This is a genomic window from Serratia sp. Nf2, assembly GCF_003028435.1.
Lineage (GTDB): Bacteria > Pseudomonadota > Gammaproteobacteria > Enterobacterales > Enterobacteriaceae > Serratia > Serratia marcescens_L.
In genome coordinates this window covers 38,239-55,290 of record NZ_PYTW01000007.1, presented here as the reverse complement: position 1 = coordinate 55,290, position 17,052 = coordinate 38,239, and the positions used below count along the sequence as shown (strand labels likewise).

The following is a 17,052-nucleotide window of genomic DNA, read 5'->3' as shown; positions in this document are numbered from 1 at the left end:
TATCTGTCTGATTGATATCAATCAGGTAATGAGTGGAATCGAACCAATGCAATCTACTAAAAAGGCAATTGAAATTACTGAATCCAGCCTTGCAGCCGCAACAACCGGCTACGATGCTGTAGACGACCTGCTGCATTATCATGAGCGGGGTAACGGGATTCAGATTAATGGCAAGGATTCATTTTCTAACGAGCAAGCTGGGCTGTTTATTACCCGCGAGAATCAAACCTGGAACGGTTACAAGGTATTTGGCCAGCCGGTTAAATTAACCTTCTCCTTCCCGGACTATAAGTTCTCTTCCACCAACGTCGCCGGCGACACCGGGCTGAGCAAGTTCAGCGCGGAACAGCAACAGCAGGCTAAGCTGTCGCTGCAGTCCTGGGCCGACGTCGCCAATATCACTTTCACTGAAGTGGCGGCCGGTCAAAAGGCCAACATCACCTTCGGCAACTACAGCCAGGATCGCCCAGGCCACTATGATTACGGCACCCAGGCCTACGCCTTCCTGCCGAACACCATTTGGCAGGGCCAGGATCTGGGCGGCCAGACCTGGTACAACGTCAACCAATCCAACGTGAAGCATCCGGCGACCGAAGACTACGGTCGTCAGACGTTCACCCATGAGATTGGCCATGCGTTGGGCCTGAGCCACCCGGGCGACTACAACGCCGGTGAGGGTAACCCGACCTATCGCGACGTCACCTATGCGGAGGATACCCGCCAGTTCAGCCTGATGAGCTACTGGAGTGAAACCAACACCGGTGGCGACAACGGCGGCCACTATGCCGCGGCTCCGCTGCTGGATGACATTGCCGCCATTCAGCATCTCTATGGCGCCAATCTGTCGACCCGCACCGGCGACACCGTGTACGGTTTTAACTCCAACACCGGTCGCGATTTCCTCAGCACGACCAGCAACTCGCAGAAAGTGATCTTTGCAGCCTGGGATGCGGGCGGTAACGATACCTTCGATTTCTCCGGTTACACCGCGAACCAGCGCATCAACCTGAACGAGAAATCGTTCTCCGACGTGGGTGGCCTGAAGGGCAACGTCTCGATCGCCGCCGGGGTGACCATCGAGAACGCTATCGGCGGTTCCGGCAACGACGTGATCGTCGGTAACGCGGCCAACAACGTGCTGAAAGGCGGCGCAGGTAACGACGTGCTGTTCGGCGGCGGCGGGGCGGATGAGCTGTGGGGCGGTGCCGGCAAAGACATCTTCGTGTTCTCTGCCGCCAGCGATTCCGCACCGGGCGCTTCAGACTGGATCCGCGACTTCCAGAAGGGGATCGACAAAATTGACCTGTCGTTCTTCAATAAAGAAGCGCAGAGCAGCGATTTCATTCACTTCGTCGATCACTTCAGCGGCGCGGCCGGCGAAGCGCTGCTCAGCTACAACGCTTCCAACAACGTGACCGATTTGTCGGTGAACATTGGTGGCCATCAGGCGCCGGACTTCCTGGTGAAAATCGTCGGCCAGGTAGACGTCGCCACTGACTTTATCGTGTAACGCAGCAACGGAACGCCCGGCGCAGTCTCGGCCGGGCGTAATGCGGGAGCCCGGTATGAAAGGTACTTTAACGCGCACCGCTTTGGCGGCGGGCGGCATGATGATGACAAGTGCGGTCATGGCCGGCAGCCTGGCGTTGCCGACCGCGCAGTCGCTGGCGGGGCAATGGCAGGTGGCCGATAGCGAACGCCAATGCCAAATCGAGTTTCTGGCGAATGAGCAAAGCGAGACCAACGGCTATCAGCTGGTGGATCGGCAACGGTGTCTGCAAAGCGTGTTTGCGGCGGAAGTCGTGGGCTGGCGCCCGGCGCCGGACGGCATCGCGCTGCTGCGGGCGGATGGCAGCACCCTGGCCTTCTTCTCGCGCGACGGCGATCTGTATCGCAATCAGCTGGGCGCCGACGATGCCCTGACGTTGAAAGCGCTGGCTTAATGAAGAAACGGGTTCGGCGCACCGAACCCGTGGCAGAGAGTTACAGGTAGAGCGAACGCACGATCAGGAAGTGGCCGGAGAAGTAACAGAAGGCCACGATGGCGTCCGCCGCGCGGAAGGTGAAACGGTAGCGGTTGAGCAGCCAAACCACGTTGGCCAGCAGCAGCAGCGAGGTGCCGGTCAGCAACGAGAAGCCGAAATCGGTACTGCGCAGGAAATATTGCTCGCCCGCCAGCCAGACCATTAGCAGCGTCATCGCCACGTAGGTGGCGATCGGCCAACGCATCTCTTCCAGCCGGGTCCAAAGGGTGGCCAGCAGCAACGCGCCGATCGCCAGCAGCGCCAGCGGCAGCGGCCAGAACAGACTGAACGTCATCTGGCTGGCGAAGCTCAGGGTATACAGCAGGTGGGACAGGAAAAAGGCGCCGATGGCGTACAGCACCCGCTCGCGCGGCAGCAGGAGCAGCGCGTCACCGATCAGCGTCGCCAGCAGGCCGAGCACGATCAGATAACCTGCTGCGCCGAGCACCGGCGCCTGCCAGGCCAACAGCAACAGCAGCAGCAGCGTGACGGGTTTGAACACCCAGCGCTGCCAGCGCGGGCCACGGTAAGAGGCGTCGACGAACAGCCAACCGGAAAAGAATACGGCAAGGAACGGCCAACTCATTTATGTCTTCCTTATGCATGAGGGAGCCGCAATAACCGGCTCCAAACTGTCACCAATGTCACTTCTTCATTTCAGTGTAGGTAGCCTGCCGACGATCGACAATGCTTTCTTGAGAATGCTATGTTTACGCCGATTTGGCCGTGAAGGAAATGGGAAACCGATGAGCAAGCCACCGTTGTTTTTTGTCGCCGTGATTGCGTTGATTGCCGTGCTGGCCACGCAACGCTATTTCAAACAGCGCCAGCAGGAGGCGGAAAACGATCGTGCGCCGATGCGCAGTCTGCAGGTGACGGTGAGCGACAAGCGCAGCTTCCCGGTCGCCAAGACCCGTGCGCCGCAGCGCGAACCGCTGGTCAATGAGCCGATGTATTACGAGGTGGTGTTCAGCCCGAAACAGGGCGGTGAAGACATCCAGCTGCGGCTGAAACAGTGGCAATACAACCCGATAGAAAAAGGCGCGCAGGGCACGTTGAACATGCAGGGCACGCGCTTCGTTTCTTTCACCGTTCAGCCGTAGCGGTCACTTTTTCTTGATGGGTGGCTGTTTCTTCTGCCAGGCCAACAGCTCGAACACGCCAAAGATAAAGATCTTGGCTTCTTGCCAGTAGCTGATTGGCTGATCCTTCGGCTGGGTGGATTTCAACAGCACCAGCTGCAGGCCGTGCATCACCACCATAAAGAACAGCGCCACGTCGATGAAATACTTCAGCGGCTTGGGAAACGGGTGGAACAGGTTAGAGAGCAGGAAGCCCCATACGCACAGCATCAGCAGGCGGCCCAGATTAATCAGCATGGTCGGTTTTCTCTTGCGAACGAATATAAAGGCGATAAGCCACCTGGCCGGCGACCTTCTCCCGGTGCAGCTGCCAACTGGCAGGCACGTCCGCCGCGGTGTTTTCCACCTCGGCTTCTACATAGATCCAGGCCTCGTCGGCCAGCCAGCCTCGCTGCTCCAGCAGCAAGGCGGTCTCCGACAGCAGGCCTTTGCGAAACGGCGGATCGAGGAACACCACGTCGAACGGTTGGCCCTCGCCCGCCAGCCAGCTCAGCGCGTTGGTGTTGATAACCACCCCCTTGCCCTGCAGCAGCGCCAGATTTTTTTCCAGCTGCTGCGCCACCGGCCGTTCGAATTCCAGCAGCGTGGCGCTGCCGGCGTAGCGCGACAGCGCTTCCAGCCCTAATGCGCCGCTGCCGGCGAAACAGTCCAGACAGCGCGCGCCCTGAATCACCGGCGCCAGCCAGTTGAACAGGGTTTCACGCACCCGATCGGTGGTGGGGCGCAGCCCCGGGCTGTTCGGCACCGGAAGCTTGCGACCGCGCCATTGGCCGCCGATGATGCGGATCTGTCCGGCTGCGGCCTGGGGCGGTTTTTTGGCCGCCGCCCGTGGCGAGAGTCTTGTCATAAGCGTTGTTTGATTTCTTTTACGGCGCGGGGCCGCAGAGGTTAACGAAAAGTTGTCCCTATTCTACCGGTGACGGGCGTCGGGGGGAACGGTAAAACTTTGTTGTCTGATTTCACACCGGAAAGCATGCCGGATGCGTGTTGCTGCGCGAGGGAAAGTGATAGACTCGGCGGATTATTGTCAGCATATATCCTTCAGGTATGTAGGGTAAGCGAGCCTTCGGTACGGAGTAGAGTCATAACATGGCAAAAGATAAGAAACGTGGGTTTTTCTCCTGGCTGGGCTTTGGCCAGAAGGAAAAGGAAGAAGAGCAACAGCAACCTGAGCAGCCGTTAGAGCAGGCGGAGCCTCAGGCTGCGGAGACGCCGGCTGAACCGGCCGCCGCCAAGCTGGATGACAAGCTCCCCGCCCAGGAATCTGAACCTGCCGCCTCCGTCGACACCCCGGGAGAGTGGGATAACGGTCAGGCCGGCGAACCCATCGCGGAAAACCTGCCGGCGGCGGCTGAACATCCGGCGGCGCCGCACGCGTTGGCCGAAGAGATCGTCAGCGTCACCGAGCAGGTGGTGGCGCAACAGCAGCCGGTCGTCGAACCCGAGCCGGTCGTTGAGCCTGAGCCGGTCGTCGAACCCGAGCCGGTTGTCGAACCCGAGCCGGTCGTTGAGCCTGAGCCGGTCGTCGAACCCGAGCCGGTCGTTGAGCCCGAGCCGGTTGTCGAACCCGAGTCGGTTGTCGAATCTGAGCCGGTCGTTGAGCCAGAGCCAGTTGTTGAGGCAGAGCCGGCTGTTGAGCCAGAGCCGGTCGTTGAACCTGAGCCGGTTGTCGAATCTGAGCCAGTCGTTGAGCCAGAGCCAGTTGTTGAGCCAGAGCCGGTCGTTGAACCTGAGCCGGTTGTCGAACCGGAACCGGAGCCGGAAGAAGAAAAGCCGCTTGAACCTGTAGCGCCGGCCGCTGCGCAAGAGCAGGAGCGCCCGACCAAAGAGGGCTTCTTCGCTCGCCTGAAACGCAGCCTGCTGAAGACCAAGCAAAACCTTGGCTCCGGCTTTATGGGACTGTTCCGCGGTAAAAAGATCGACGACGACCTGTTCGACGAGTTGGAAGAACAGCTGCTGATCGCCGATGTCGGCGTGGATACCACGCGCAAGATCATCACCTCCCTGACCCAGCACGCCAGCCGCAAGCAGCTGAAAGACGCCGAAGCGCTGTACGGCAAGCTGAAGGAGGAAATGTCCGAAATTCTGGCCAAGGTCGATCAGCCGCTGGATGTCAGCGGGAAAACCCCGTATGTCATCCTGATGGTCGGCGTGAACGGCGTGGGTAAAACCACCACCATCGGTAAGCTGGCGCGTCAGTTCCAGGCGGAAGGCAAGTCGGTGATGCTGGCGGCGGGGGATACTTTCCGCGCCGCGGCGGTGGAGCAGCTGCAGGTGTGGGGCGAACGTAACCGCATCCCGGTGGTGGCGCAGCATACCGGCGCGGATTCCGCATCGGTGATCTTCGATGCGGTGCAGGCCGCCAAGGCGCGCGGCGTCGACGTGTTGATCGCCGATACCGCCGGACGTCTGCAGAACAAATCGCACCTGATGGAAGAGCTGAAGAAGATCGTCCGCGTCATGAAAAAACTGGACGACCAGGCCCCCCATGAGGTTATGCTGACGCTCGATGCCAGCACCGGCCAGAATGCGGTCAGTCAGGCGAAATTATTTAATGAGGCCGTGGGCTTAACCGGCATCACGCTGACTAAACTGGACGGTACCGCCAAGGGCGGGGTGATCTTCGCCATCGCCGATCAGTTCGGTATCCCGATTCGCTATATCGGCGTCGGGGAAGGCATCGAAGATTTGCGGCCGTTTAAGGCTGACGATTTTATTGAGGCACTTTTTGCCCGAGAGGATTAATACGGATGATTCGCTTTGAACAGGTCAGTAAAGCTTATCTGGGCGGACGGCAAGCGCTGCAGGGGGTCGATTTCCATCTGCGCCCGGCGGAGATGGCGTTTCTGACCGGCCATTCCGGCGCGGGGAAAAGTACCCTGCTGAAACTGATTTGCGGTATCGAACGGCCCAGTGCCGGCCACATCTGGTTTGGCGGCCACGACATCAGTCGTTTGAAAAACCGCGAGGTGCCGTTCCTGCGTCGGCAGATCGGCATGATCTTCCAGGATCACCACCTGCTGCTGGATCGCACGGTGTATGACAACGTGGCGATGCCGCTGATCATCGCCGGTGCCAGTACCGAAGACATCCGCCGCCGCGTTTCCGCCGCGCTGGACAAGGTCGGTTTGCTGGATAAAGCGAAGAACTTCCCGATTCAGCTGTCCGGCGGCGAGCAGCAGCGCGTGGGCATTGCCCGTGCGGTGGTGAACAAGCCGGCGGTGCTGCTGGCGGATGAACCGACCGGTAACCTGGACGACGCGCTGTCGGAAGGCATTTTGCGCCTGTTTGAAGAATTCAACCGCGTCGGCGTCACTGTATTAATGGCGACGCACGACACCGGGCTTATCGCCCGTCGCAATTACCGCATCCTGACGCTGAGCCAGGGCCGCATGCAAGGGGGCGCTCACCATGGCCAATAACGCAAAAACCGCCAAGAGCAAGGCGCTGCGCGGCGGCTGGCGCGAACAGTGGCGTTACGCCTGGATGAACGCCATCAAAGACATGCTGCGCCAGCCGTTGGCGACGCTGTTGACGGTGATGGTGATCGCCATCTCCCTGACGCTGCCGAGCGTGTGCTACATCGTGTGGAAAAACGTCAGCACCGCGGCCAGCCAGTGGTATCCGACGCCGCAGCTGACGGTCTACCTGGATAAATCGCTCGATGACGACGCGGCGCTGAAAGTGCTCGACGCCATCAAGGCGGAAGCCGGCGTGGAGAAGGTGAATTACCTGTCGCGTGAAGAAGCGCGCGGGGAGTTCCGCAACTGGTCGGGCTTTGGTGGCGCGTTAGACATGCTGGAAGAGAACCCGCTGCCGGCGGTGGCCATCGTCACGCCGAAGATGAGCTTCCAGAGTTCGGATACCCTCAACACCCTGCGCGATCGCGTGGCGGCGGTGCAGGGCGTGGAAGAAGTGCGTATGGATGACAGCTGGTTTGCCCGCCTGGCGGCACTGACCGGGCTGGCGGGCCAGATCGCGGCGATCATCGGCGTGCTGATGATCGTGGCGGTGTTCCTGGTGATCGGCAACAGCGTGCGTCTGAGCATCTTCAGCCGTCGCGACACCATTAACGTGATGAAGCTGATCGGTGCCACCGACGGCTTTATTCTGCGGCCGTTCCTCAACGGCGGGGCGATGCTGGGCTTTGCCGGCGCGCTGCTGTCGCTGGTGCTGTCCGGTGCGCTGGTGTGGCAGCTGGAGTCGGTAGTCGCCGGGGTAGCCAAGGTATTCGGCACCACCTTCACCCTGCACGGGCTGGGCTGGGATGAGGCGCTGCTGCTGCTGATCATCTCCGCGATGATCGGCTGGATCGCCGCCTGGCTGGCGACGGTGCAACATTTACGCCGATTTACACCACAGTAAGATTTTTTTGGTATACTCTTCTCCTGCTGCTTTTGATCGCGTTGCGGGAGAAGAGTGACCTCAAGCGAAGTCAGCACCATCCCTCTCTTCTTAGCGCACAAATTCCCTATCGGCCTGCACCCTCGTCACGTATTGTCAGCAACAATGCTTGCGAAAAAGGGTGAACTTTTAGGGCGGAGTACGGTCAAAAATTGCAGCAAATGTTAAGGTGCCCGGCGTGTGGAACCGCTTTTGCTTCAGCAACTGCCGTAGAATCAATCATTTCCCCGCTGTAATAATCACCTGCATGATTTTGTATTCTCATAGAGAGGGTTTGAATGACCAAAGAAATGCAAACTTTAGCCTTAGTACCCCAAGGTAGCTTGGAAGCCTATATCCGGGCAGCCAACGCCTATCCGATGCTGACGGCAGAGGAAGAGCGGGAGCTGGCTGAACGGCTGCATTATCAGGGCGATCTGGATGCCGCTAAGCAGCTCATCCTGTCTCACCTGCGCTTTGTCGCTCATATTGCCCGCAACTATTCAGGCTATGGTCTGCCACAGGCGGACCTGATTCAGGAAGGCAATATCGGCCTGATGAAAGCCGTTCGCCGCTTCAACCCTGAAGTCGGCGTGCGTCTGGTTTCCTTTGCGGTGCATTGGATTAAGGCGGAAATCCACGAGTACGTATTGCGCAACTGGCGCATCGTGAAAGTGGCGACCACCAAAGCGCAGCGCAAGCTGTTCTTTAACCTGCGCAAAACCAAACAGCGTTTGGGCTGGTTCAACCAGGACGAAGTGGAGCTGGTGGCCCGCGAGCTGGGCGTAACCAGCAAAGACGTGCGCGAGATGGAATCTCGCATGGCGGCGCAGGACATGACGTTCGATCCGACTCCGGACGACGAGGCTCGCGATGGCCAGTCGATGGCGCCGGTGCTGTACCTGCAGGACAAGAGCTCAGACTTCGCCGAAGGCATCGAGGAAGATAACTGGGAAAGCAACGCCGCAGACAAACTGGCCTATGCGCTGGAAGGTCTGGACGAGCGCAGCCAGCATATCATCCGCGCCCGTTGGCTGGACGACGACAACAAGTCGACGCTGCAGGAGTTGGCCGATCAGTACGGCGTTTCCGCCGAGCGCGTGCGCCAGCTGGAAAAGAATGCCATGAAGAAATTGAAAATGGCGATCGAAGCCTGAGTCGATGCGATATTCGAAAAAAAGCCCGGCAAGCCGGGCTTTTTCATGCCTGAAATTCGGCGTTATGGCACCACGACGGCGAAGTCCGGCGCCGGGCAGTCGTAGCCGAATTTCGCCGCCCACGGGTAGCGGGTGCCGGTGTTGATGTAGCGCTGATAAAGCGCCCGGCCGGTCTTGGCGTCGCGCTTGATAACCCAACTGGCGGCGTTACACAGCACGGCGGCGTAGGCCTGGCTTTTCGGCGGCAGCAGATCGGCCGCCTGTTGCGCCAACCCCACCGCCTGCCAACGATAGTGCAGGAAACGGTTGTCCTGCGCCGGCAGCGCCGCCTTGGCGCGCGCCGCTTCTGCGCTGTCGATCCAGCTTTTATGCTTCAACTCGCGAGTATCGAACGCATCCCCCAGATAGGAATAGCCGGCGCCATAGATGGCGTAGTCCGGTGTCATCTCATAGCCGGTAAACTCCAGCCCCTGGGCACGTAGCAGGTTGGCGGCGCGATAGTAAGCCTGCGCGCGCGTCAGCGGCACGGCGGATTTATCCTGGGCGGCCTTCAACTCATCGGCGTACTGCTGCGCCGCTTGCCGGTAGTTGGGGATATCGAAATAGGCCTGCGCTTCCACGGCCCGCCCAGCGCGCATCAGCCGCCGCGCCAGCAGTTCGCGCAGCTGCACTTCCGGCGTGATTTGCTGGCCGTCACCGTAGTCGTCCGGGTTAACCGGTTTGAGCGGCGTCGTCGGCGCCGGGGCGTGCTTATCGACAAAGCCTTTCAACTCATCGACGGTCAGCACCCGCTCCGCCACATCGGCCACGTCGGCCCAGTAGATCGCCTTGCCGCGATACAGCAGGTCCATCGCCTGCAGATAATCGCCGCGGTTCAGCGCCAGGATGGCCTGTTCACCGGCCACCCGGCACTCGGGGACGATGGTTTCCGCGACAAAGTCGGCGTTGCGCTGTTCGCCCCAGCTTTCGTCGGCGGGGAACGCGCTTGCCGCCTTGGCGTAGGCGGCGGTGGCGGCTTTCACGTCACCGTCGCGCAGCGCCATTTTGGCGCGCAGCCACCACGCCAGGCCGCTATCGCCGGCGTTTTTCAGCAGGCTTGCCGCCATCGGGTACTGCCCGGAACGGTAGGCCAATGCCGCCAGCCGATCGCTGCCGGCGAAGCCGCTTTTCACCGTGCCGTCCAGCAGCGTCAGGATCTGGCTGATGATCTGTGCGGAGCGGCCGTTGCCGTCGGTATCCGCCATTTGCAGGTTGCCGCTGCGGGCGAACAGTTCAATGGTCACCAGCTGTTGGATTAAGGGATCGCCGATAACCTGCTTCAGCGTTTCAAGATGGTCGGGATTGACCAGGAAGCTGGAGACGTACTGCAGCGACTGCCCGCCGCTCGGATCGCCCTGCGCCGCCTGTTGCGCGTACAGGTGGGCGGCGGGGGCGACGTCACCCAGCCACAGATGGATGCGCGCCTGTTGCCCGAGGCTGCTCAGCGCCAGCTGATCGGGATCGGCGGCGCCGCTTTTCACCCGATCGATCACCTGCTGGAACGCCGCCAGCGCCTGTTCAAGTTCGGCTTTAGGCGGATGCTCGGCGGCGGGAGCCGCTTCACCCGATTCATTCACCGGCGTACCGTGGTCAGCCATCAATACCCGTCCAAGCGAATACTGCGCCCGCAGCCCCCAGTCACCCTGCTCGGCGGCCGGGAGCTTCAGCACCTGCTGGAAATAGTCTGTGGCGCGCGGATCGTGGCTGGCGAAAGCGACGGCGCCCAGTTGATAGAGACGCGCGGCGTTGGACAATCCCTGCGTATTGACGGCGTCAGCTTCTTCCACCGTTTTGGCGGCGCGCATTTTACCGATCGCCACCGTTTCCGGCGATTGCGGCATCGGTTTCGGCGGCATCGGCGGCGGCGGGGCTTGCCAGTGCGGCAACTGTTTATCCGTCGGCACCAGCCGGCCGGCTTCGAAGGCGAAATTGCCCTCCGGCATATACAGCAGAGTACCGTTGCGGTCGATCAGCAGCCGGTTAGGGAAATCCGGGCCGCAGGCATAGCCGTTCAGCGGCAGCGCCAGCGCGGCGCCGATCAGCATGGCCAGCGGAAGAAGGCGGCGGGTGTTCCGTGCCGCGCGCGAATCAAGGTGTGACAAGGGTGCCTCCTGGCGTCAGTTGTTGGCAGCGCAGCCAGCCCAGCGGCCGGGATTGCCCGGCGCGCAGTTGGTCGCCGCTGATGCGGATAAAGCGTTGCCGTTGCGGTGCGGATTCCAGCCGGTAGTTGCCGACCGCGTCCGCGGCCAGGCAATCGTCGGCGCGGATGACCACCTCTTGCGGCAGCGGGGCGTCCACCGGCCCGTTGTTATGAATTATCAGATCATACAGCCCGTTTTGCTGTGGCTGAGGCCTAAATTTTACCTGCCAGTCGACGTTCAGCGGCTGCCGTTCGATCACCGCTCGCAGCGTGGCGAGCGACCAGGCGCGTCGATCGTCCGTCAGCGGCAAGCGGAACCAGATAATGCCGCGCAGTCGGGGCGGCGTTTGCTGCGCCAGCGTCTGCAGAAAATCGGCGATCTGCTGCGGTGCGACCGCCAGCTCGCGGCCGTTGCCCGCCACGCGCAGCGAGGATTCGCTCTCCACCTGCGCACCCTGCGCATCAAACCCCAGCAGCGCCATGCCATAGGCCGGCAGCGCGATGCGAAACGGCTTCGGTGTGACGGCGGCGTACTGCCGCACCCAGCGCAGCGCCAAGGGGCCGTCAAACAGCCCCTGCTGCGGCGAGAGCACGGCATGCACCTGCAGGACGGAGCTGTCGGCCTGTTGCAGTACGCCGGGCAGGTCGGGTGAGCCGATCCAGGCCGGCAGGGCGGTGATGCCGAGTTGCAAAGTGGCGGGCAGCCGTTGGCGTAGCTGCTGCAGAAAGCGTTGGTAGCTCGGCAGGCGGGCGGTGGCGGCGTCATGATCGATCTCGACGCCGGTGACGGGCAGCCCGGCCGCCTGCCAGCGCTGGGTGAGCGCCAGCAGCCGCTGGATAATGGCCTCTTGGTCCAGCTGCGGCAGTTGGCCGTCGAGGCGGGCCACCAGCCAGAGCGGGCGGCCGTCCTGCCTCAGCAAGCTGAGATCGGCCGGGATCTCCCGCCAGCCCTCGCGCGGATGCACCTGCAGCGCCAGCACGCGTAGCCCACCGAACAGATCGCGGCTGTGCGCCAGCGCATCGGCGTGCTGCGGCGTCCAGACCCGCTGCCAGACATAAACTTGCTGATCCCAGCCTGCGGCCAGGCGCAGCGCCTGCTGGCGCCCGAGGAGCGCGGCCGCCAGCCCCAGCGCAATCAAGATCAGCGCCGCCAGCCGGCATTTCATTTTTGCCAGAGATCGCCCTGCGGTGCGAAGCCGCAGGCGCGCATGAAGTTATCGACTTCCCCACGTTCGCGCGGTGCCAGGCCTGCGGTCGACAGCTGCCAGTGGGCGACCTGCGGCAGCTGGCGCTGCGCATCCTGCACCAGATAAAGACCGACGCCGCGGCGGCGCGTCACTTCGCGTACCAGCAGGTCCTGCAGCTCGGCGCGGTCGTCCTGCAGCGCGATTTTCACCGCCCCCAGCAGCCGCTCGTTGAAGCGGGCGGCGAACAGCGCCTTGCCGTCGCTCAGCCAGCGCTGCCACTGTTCCGGCTGCTGGTGCGGCCAAATTTTACCGAGGTCGATAAGGTCTTGCGGGGACAGCGCGGTCAGGCGCTCGATGGTCAGTTTCATGCAGAATTTCCGCGCAGCTAAATGATGCCGACAGTGTAATAGATCTTGTGCAGAGCGTTGTGTAAGTTTTTCTGTACGATTACTGTGCAATATGTTTTTTGCACGGGGCATTTTCCGAGTAAATAGTTAGTAAACGGATTGTTAACCAGCACAACGCACTACGCCTCAAGGTAAAGAGCGCAGATTTAATTCGAATTTTATCCTGTTTACACCGCTTGTTTCTGCCGGATGAAGTTGATTTGCAGAAGAAAATTCCTGTTTAATGGCATGAAAAATAAAGTCTTATTAGAAAATAATGCCGACAAAAAGCCTAAATCATTATTACTTATAACAAAAGCGGTCAATAACGATCGGGCGCAGGCAAACACAACAGGTACGTTCACAACGACAGATGGGGATTTGCGGATGAAATTAACAACAGGTAAGGCACTGCTGGCGGGTTGTATTGCGATGGCCATGAGCCAGACGGCCATGGCGAAAGACATCAAAGTGGCGATCGTCGGGGCGATGTCCGGCCCGGTCGCGCAGTATGGCGACATGGAGTTTACCGGCGCGCGCCAGGCGATTGCCGACATCAACGCCAAGGGCGGCATCAAGGGCGACAAGCTGGTCGGCGTGGAATACGACGACGCCTGCGACCCGAAACAGGCGGTTGCGGTCGCCAACAAGGTGATCAACGACGGCATTCGCTACGTGATCGGCCACCTGTGCTCCTCGTCCACCCAGCCGGCGTCCGATATCTATGAAGACGAAGGCGTGATCATGATTACCCCGGCGGCCACCAACGCCGATCTGACCACCCGCGGCTACAAGATGATCATGCGCACCACCGGCCTGGACTCGGATCAGGGCCCGACCGCCGCCAAATATATCCTCAGCGACATCAAGCCGAAGCGCATCGCCGTGGTGCACGACAAGCAGCAATACGGCGAAGGCCTGGCGCGCTCGGTGCGCGACAGCCTGAAAAAACAGGGCACCGAAGTGGCGATGTTCGAAGGCATCACCGCCGGCGACAAAGACTTCTCCACCCTGGTGGCGCGCCTGAAGAAAGAAAATATCGACTTCGTGTACTTCGGCGGTTACTACCCGGAAATGGGCCAGATCCTGCGTCAGGCCAAGCAGGCCGGGTTGACCACCCGCTTCATGGGGCCGGAAGGCGTGGGCAACTCCTCGCTGTCCAACATCGCCGGAGCCGCTTCGGAAGGCATGCTGGTGACGTTGCCGAAACGCTACGATCAGGTGCCTGCCAACCAGCCGATCGTCGATGCGTTGAAAGCCAAGAAGCTGGATCCGACCGGCCCGTTCGTCTGGACTACCTATGCCGCGCTGCAGTCGCTGACCACCGGCATGGCGCGCAGCGGCAGCCAGGAACCGGCGGACATCGTCAAGGATCTGAAAACCGGCAAGCCGGTGGAGACCGTGATGGGGCCGCTGAGCTGGGATGACAAGGGCGATCTGAAAGGCTTCGAGTTCGGCGTGTTCGAGTGGCATGCCAACGGCACGTCCACACCGATCAAATAAGCCATAATGATTAGGGTGGGGCGCGGCTCGCTGCGCCCGGCGGGTCGGCTTGCCGGCCCCGTCTCCCTTTACCCGTCGGTTCTCCGCCGGCGGGTTTCGCAGCCAAGGGTTCAGAGTATGTCAGAGCAACTCCTCTATTTTCTGCAGCAGATGTTCAACGGCTTAACGTTGGGCAGTACCTATGCATTGATCGCCATCGGTTACACCATGGTTTACGGCATCATCGGCATGATCAACTTCGCCCATGGCGAGGTGTATATGATCGGCAGCTATGTCTCCTTTATCGTGATCGCCGCCCTGATGATGCTCGGCATCGACGTCGGCTGGTTGCTGATCGGCGCCGCGTTCCTGGTCTCGATCGTCATCGCCAGCGCCTACGGCTGGAGCATCGAGCGGGTGGCCTACAAGCCGGTGCGCAACTCCAAGCGCCTGATTGCGCTGATCTCGGCCATCGGCATGTCGATATTCCTGCAAAACTACGTCAGCCTGACGCAGGGCTCACGCGATCTGGCGCTGCCCAGCCTGGTGACCGGCCAGTGGGTGCTGGGGGAAAGCAACGGCTTCGCCGCCACCATCAGCACCATGCAGCTGACCATCTGGCTTGTAACCTTCCTGGCGATGCTGGCGCTGACGCTGTTTATCCGCTATTCGCGCATGGGGCGCGCCTGCCGCGCCTGTGCTGAAGACCTGAAGATGGCCAGCCTGCTGGGCATCAACACTGACCGGGTGATCTCGCTGACCTTCGTCATCGGGGCAGTGATGGCGGCGGTGGCCGGAGTGTTGCTCGGCCAGTTCTACGGCGTCATCAACCCTTACATCGGGTTTATGGCCGGCATGAAAGCCTTCACCGCGGCGGTTCTGGGCGGCATCGGCAGCATTCCCGGCGCGATGATCGGTGGCCTGGTGCTGGGCGTGGCGGAAGCGCTGACCTCCGCCTACCTGAGCACCGAATACAAAGACGTGGTGTCGTTCGCGTTGCTGATCGTGGTGCTGCTGATCATGCCGACCGGCATCCTCGGGCGTCCGGAGGTTGAGAAAGTATGAAACTCAATCTGCTCAATGCGCTGATCGCCACGGCGGTGCTGTTCGTGATGGCGTCGTTCCTGATGGGCATGCAGCTCAGCCTGGATGGCACCAAGCTGGTGGTGCACGGCGCGGCGGAAGTGCGCTGGATGTGGATCGGCATCGGCTGCGTCATCGTCTTTTTCTTCCAGCTGTTGCGCCCACTGCTGCAGCAGGGATTGAAAAAAGTCTCCGGCCCGGCGTTCGTGTTGCCGAGCTTCGATGGCACTACGCCGCGGCAAAAGCTGCTGGCGGCTCTGCTCATCGTCGCGGCGGTCGCCTGGCCGTTCCTGGTGTCGCGCGGCACGGTGGATATCGCCACTCTGACGCTGATCTACGTGATGCTGGGCCTCGGCCTCAACGTGGTGGTGGGTTTGTCCGGTCTGCTGGTGCTCGGCTACGGCGGTTTCTACGCCATCGGCGCCTACACCTACGCGCTACTGAATCACTACTACGGCCTCGGCTTCTGGGAGAGCCTGCCGCTGGCGGGCATCGTCACCGCCGCCTTCGGCTTCCTGCTTGGTTTCCCGGTGCTGCGGCTGCGCGGCGATTATCTGGCGATCGTGACGCTCGGCTTCGGTGAGATCGTGCGTATCCTGCTGCTGAACAATACCGAGATCACCGGCGGGCCGAACGGCATCAGCCAGATCCCGAAACCGACCTTCTTCGGCCTGGAGTTTAACCGCAGCTTGCGCGACGGCGGCTGGGATACCTTCCATAACTTCTTCGGCCTGAAATACGATCCGAGCGATCGCATCGTGTTCCTGTACCTGGTGGCGCTGCTGTTGGTGGTGCTGACGTTGTTCGTCATCAACCGCCTGCTGCGCATGCCGCTGGGGCGCGCGTGGGAAGCGCTGCGCGAAGACGAGATCGCCTGTCGCTCGCTGGGCCTCAGCCCGACGCGCATCAAGCTGACCGCCTTTACCATCAGCGCCGCTTTCGCCGGGTTTGCCGGTACGCTGTTCGCTGCGCGCCAGGGGTTCGTCAGCCCGGAATCCTTCACCTTCGTCGAGTCGGCCTTCGTGTTGGCGATCGTCGTACTGGGGGGCATGGGCTCGCAGTTCGCGGTCATTCTGGCGGCGATCCTGCTGGTGGTGTCGCGCGAGCTGATGCGCGACCTGAATGAATACAGCATGTTGCTGCTGGGTGCGCTGATGGTGTTGATGATGATTTGGCGGCCGCAGGGACTGTTGCCGATGAAACGGCCGCAGCTGAAGCTGCAGGCGGCGGACATTCACGCGGGCAAGGGGGAGCAGGCATGAGCGTTCAACCTTTACTGCAGGTGGAAGGCCTGTCGATGCGCTTTGGCGGGCTGCTGGCGGTCAACAACGTGGCGTTGACGCTGAACGAGGGCGAAATCGTGTCGCTGATCGGCCCCAACGGCGCCGGTAAGACCACGGTGTTCAACTGCCTGACCGGTTTTTACCGCCCGACCGGCGGCACCATCAAATTGCGCGATCGCCACCTGGAAGGGTTGGCGGGGCAGGCCATCGCCCGCATGGGCGTGGTGCGCACCTTCCAGCACGTGCGGCTGTTCCGTGAAATGACGGTGATTGAGAACCTGCTGGTGGCGCAGCATCAGCACCTGAAAAGCGGCGTGTTCGCCGGGCTGTTGAAAACCCCGGCTTTCCGCCGCGCCGAAGCCGAGGCGCTGGCGCGAGCAGCGGAGTGGCTGGAGCGCGTCGGCCTGCTGGAGATGGCCAACCGTTCGGCGGGCAACCTGGCCTATGGGCAGCAGCGGCGGCTGGAGATCGCCCGCTGCATGGTGACCCGGCCGGAGCTGCTGATGCTGGATGAACCGGCTGCCGGCCTCAACCCGAAAGAGACCGACGAGCTGGACCACCTGATCGCCGAGCTGCGCGATCGGCATAAGGTATCGGTGCTGCTGATCGAGCACGACATGAAGCTGGTGATGGGCATCTCCGACCGCATTTACGTGGTGAATCAGGGCACGCCGCTGGCGCAGGGCACACCGGCGGAGATCCGCAACAACCCGGACGTGATCCGGGCTTATTTGGGCGAAGAATAA

17 protein-coding genes are annotated in these 17,052 nt (G+C 61.3%); 11 read left to right on the top strand and 6 right to left on the bottom strand.

What is annotated here, in order from left to right; all coding sequences use genetic code 11:
• The first annotated feature begins 46 nt into the window (after positions 1–46).
• Both C9411_RS16195 and C9411_RS16190 read left to right on the top strand, forming a co-directional pair.
• Positions 47–1,510: a serralysin family metalloprotease gene (locus tag C9411_RS16195; protein WP_063989064.1), complete on the top strand. Its 1,464-nt coding sequence runs from the start codon at positions 47–49 to the stop codon at positions 1,508–1,510.
• A 55-nt stretch (positions 1,511–1,565) separates the two neighbouring features.
• Positions 1,566–1,943 (top strand): AprI/Inh family metalloprotease inhibitor, encoded by a 378-nt coding sequence (locus tag C9411_RS16190; RefSeq protein ID WP_063989063.1) that lies wholly within the window; start codon positions 1,566–1,568, stop codon positions 1,941–1,943.
• A 40-nt stretch (positions 1,944–1,983) separates the two neighbouring features.
• Here the strand turns inward: C9411_RS16190 and C9411_RS16185 are convergent, their stop codons facing one another.
• A complete protein-coding gene (locus C9411_RS16185) occupies positions 1,984–2,610 on the bottom strand; it encodes a lysoplasmalogenase (RefSeq protein WP_063989062.1) in 627 nt (208 codons plus the stop codon).
• Between the two features lie 160 nt (positions 2,611–2,770).
• On the opposite strand from C9411_RS16185, the gene C9411_RS16180 reads away from it, so the two are divergent.
• Positions 2,771–3,127, top strand: coding sequence for a DUF2500 domain-containing protein (locus tag C9411_RS16180; protein WP_107227491.1), 357 nt, complete (start codon positions 2,771–2,773; stop codon positions 3,125–3,127).
• A gap of 3 nt (positions 3,128–3,130) precedes the next feature.
• Here C9411_RS16180 and C9411_RS16175 read toward each other — a convergent pair whose 3' ends face one another.
• Positions 3,131–3,403 (bottom strand): DUF1145 family protein, encoded by a 273-nt coding sequence (locus C9411_RS16175; RefSeq protein ID WP_004934327.1) that lies wholly within the window; start codon positions 3,401–3,403, stop codon positions 3,131–3,133.
• Complete coding sequence (gene rsmD / locus C9411_RS16170) at positions 3,393–4,013, bottom strand: 16S rRNA (guanine(966)-N(2))-methyltransferase (protein ID WP_107227490.1); 621 nt, start codon at positions 4,011–4,013, stop codon at positions 3,393–3,395. The genes C9411_RS16175 and rsmD overlap by 11 nt, the downstream gene beginning before the upstream one ends.
• 242 nt (positions 4,014–4,255) lie before the next feature.
• On the opposite strand from rsmD, the gene ftsY reads away from it, so the two are divergent.
• The 4 genes from ftsY to rpoH all read left to right on the top strand — a co-directional run bounded on the left by ftsY (position 4,256) and on the right by rpoH (position 8,706).
• Positions 4,256–5,911: a signal recognition particle-docking protein FtsY gene (gene ftsY / locus C9411_RS16165; protein ID WP_107227489.1), complete on the top strand. Its 1,656-nt coding sequence runs from the start codon at positions 4,256–4,258 to the stop codon at positions 5,909–5,911.
• A gap of 5 nt (positions 5,912–5,916) precedes the next feature.
• On the top strand, positions 5,917–6,588 hold the full coding sequence (ftsE, locus tag C9411_RS16160; protein WP_004934337.1) for a cell division ATP-binding protein FtsE: 672 nt from the start codon (positions 5,917–5,919) through the stop codon (positions 6,586–6,588).
• Entirely contained in the window at positions 6,578–7,531 is a 954-nt protein-coding gene (ftsX, locus tag C9411_RS16155; protein ID WP_033636680.1) for a permease-like cell division protein FtsX, read from the top strand. The genes ftsE and ftsX overlap by 11 nt, the downstream gene beginning before the upstream one ends.
• 317 nt (positions 7,532–7,848) lie before the next feature.
• Positions 7,849–8,706 carry an RNA polymerase sigma factor RpoH gene (rpoH, locus tag C9411_RS16150; RefSeq protein ID WP_004934345.1) on the top strand — a complete coding sequence of 286 codons (858 nt, stop codon included), beginning with the start codon at positions 7,849–7,851 and terminating at the stop codon, positions 8,704–8,706.
• 62 nt (positions 8,707–8,768) lie between these two features.
• On the opposite strand, the gene C9411_RS16145 is transcribed toward rpoH, so the two are convergent.
• From C9411_RS16145 to panM, 3 genes are read right to left on the bottom strand one after another with little or no spacing between them, the layout of a single operon-like run.
• Positions 8,769–10,790, bottom strand: coding sequence for a hypothetical protein (locus tag C9411_RS16145; protein ID WP_369919476.1), 2,022 nt, complete (start codon positions 10,788–10,790; stop codon positions 8,769–8,771).
• Between the two features lie 43 nt (positions 10,791–10,833).
• Positions 10,834–12,051 carry a DUF3142 domain-containing protein gene (locus C9411_RS16140; protein WP_107227487.1) on the bottom strand — a complete coding sequence of 406 codons (1,218 nt, stop codon included), beginning with the start codon at positions 12,049–12,051 and terminating at the stop codon, positions 10,834–10,836.
• Positions 12,048–12,440 (bottom strand): aspartate 1-decarboxylase autocleavage activator PanM, encoded by a 393-nt coding sequence (gene panM, locus C9411_RS16135; RefSeq protein ID WP_107227486.1) that lies wholly within the window; start codon positions 12,438–12,440, stop codon positions 12,048–12,050. The genes C9411_RS16140 and panM overlap by 4 nt, the downstream gene beginning before the upstream one ends.
• A 405-nt stretch (positions 12,441–12,845) precedes the next feature.
• Between panM and C9411_RS16130 the strand changes: the two genes are divergently transcribed.
• From C9411_RS16130 to livG, 4 genes are all read left to right on the top strand, one after another.
• Positions 12,846–13,961 (top strand): branched-chain amino acid ABC transporter substrate-binding protein, encoded by a 1,116-nt coding sequence (locus tag C9411_RS16130; protein WP_063989055.1) that lies wholly within the window; start codon positions 12,846–12,848, stop codon positions 13,959–13,961.
• 117 nt (positions 13,962–14,078) lie between these two features.
• On the top strand, positions 14,079–15,005 hold the full coding sequence (gene livH / locus C9411_RS16125; RefSeq protein WP_015376290.1) for a high-affinity branched-chain amino acid ABC transporter permease LivH: 927 nt from the start codon (positions 14,079–14,081) through the stop codon (positions 15,003–15,005).
• A complete protein-coding gene (locus tag C9411_RS16120; protein WP_025304903.1) occupies positions 15,002–16,285 on the top strand; it encodes a high-affinity branched-chain amino acid ABC transporter permease LivM in 1,284 nt (427 codons plus the stop codon). The genes livH and C9411_RS16120 overlap by 4 nt, the downstream gene beginning before the upstream one ends.
• Positions 16,282–17,052, top strand: a complete 771-nt coding sequence (gene livG, locus C9411_RS16115) for a high-affinity branched-chain amino acid ABC transporter ATP-binding protein LivG (protein ID WP_063989054.1) — start codon at positions 16,282–16,284, stop codon at positions 17,050–17,052. The genes C9411_RS16120 and livG overlap by 4 nt, the downstream gene beginning before the upstream one ends.

What these genes read in the sequence shown, in the direction of transcription:
- C9411_RS16195 (WP_063989064.1), top strand. Translation starts at nt 47, where the DNA reads ATGCAATCTACTAAAAAGGCAATTGAAATTACTGAATCCAGCCTTGCA.
- C9411_RS16190 (WP_063989063.1), top strand. Translation starts at nt 1,566, where the DNA reads ATGAAAGGTACTTTAACGCGCACCGCTTTGGCGGCGGGCGGCATGATG.
- C9411_RS16185 (WP_063989062.1), bottom strand. Translation starts at nt 2,610, where the DNA reads ATGAGTTGGCCGTTCCTTGCCGTATTCTTTTCCGGTTGGCTGTTCGTC.
- C9411_RS16180 (WP_107227491.1), top strand. Translation starts at nt 2,771, where the DNA reads ATGAGCAAGCCACCGTTGTTTTTTGTCGCCGTGATTGCGTTGATTGCC.
- C9411_RS16175 (WP_004934327.1), bottom strand. Translation starts at nt 3,403, where the DNA reads ATGCTGATTAATCTGGGCCGCCTGCTGATGCTGTGCGTATGGGGCTTC.
- rsmD (WP_107227490.1), bottom strand. Translation starts at nt 4,013, where the DNA reads ATGACAAGACTCTCGCCACGGGCGGCGGCCAAAAAACCGCCCCAGGCC.
- ftsY (WP_107227489.1), top strand. Translation starts at nt 4,256, where the DNA reads ATGGCAAAAGATAAGAAACGTGGGTTTTTCTCCTGGCTGGGCTTTGGC.
- ftsE (WP_004934337.1), top strand. Translation starts at nt 5,917, where the DNA reads ATGATTCGCTTTGAACAGGTCAGTAAAGCTTATCTGGGCGGACGGCAA.
- ftsX (WP_033636680.1), top strand. Translation starts at nt 6,578, where the DNA reads ATGGCCAATAACGCAAAAACCGCCAAGAGCAAGGCGCTGCGCGGCGGC.
- rpoH (WP_004934345.1), top strand. Translation starts at nt 7,849, where the DNA reads ATGACCAAAGAAATGCAAACTTTAGCCTTAGTACCCCAAGGTAGCTTG.
- C9411_RS16145 (WP_369919476.1), bottom strand. Translation starts at nt 10,790, where the DNA reads ATGCTGATCGGCGCCGCGCTGGCGCTGCCGCTGAACGGCTATGCCTGC.
- C9411_RS16140 (WP_107227487.1), bottom strand. Translation starts at nt 12,051, where the DNA reads ATGAAATGCCGGCTGGCGGCGCTGATCTTGATTGCGCTGGGGCTGGCG.
- panM (WP_107227486.1), bottom strand. Translation starts at nt 12,440, where the DNA reads ATGAAACTGACCATCGAGCGCCTGACCGCGCTGTCCCCGCAAGACCTT.
- C9411_RS16130 (WP_063989055.1), top strand. Translation starts at nt 12,846, where the DNA reads ATGAAATTAACAACAGGTAAGGCACTGCTGGCGGGTTGTATTGCGATG.
- livH (WP_015376290.1), top strand. Translation starts at nt 14,079, where the DNA reads ATGTCAGAGCAACTCCTCTATTTTCTGCAGCAGATGTTCAACGGCTTA.
- C9411_RS16120 (WP_025304903.1), top strand. Translation starts at nt 15,002, where the DNA reads ATGAAACTCAATCTGCTCAATGCGCTGATCGCCACGGCGGTGCTGTTC.
- livG (WP_063989054.1), top strand. Translation starts at nt 16,282, where the DNA reads ATGAGCGTTCAACCTTTACTGCAGGTGGAAGGCCTGTCGATGCGCTTT.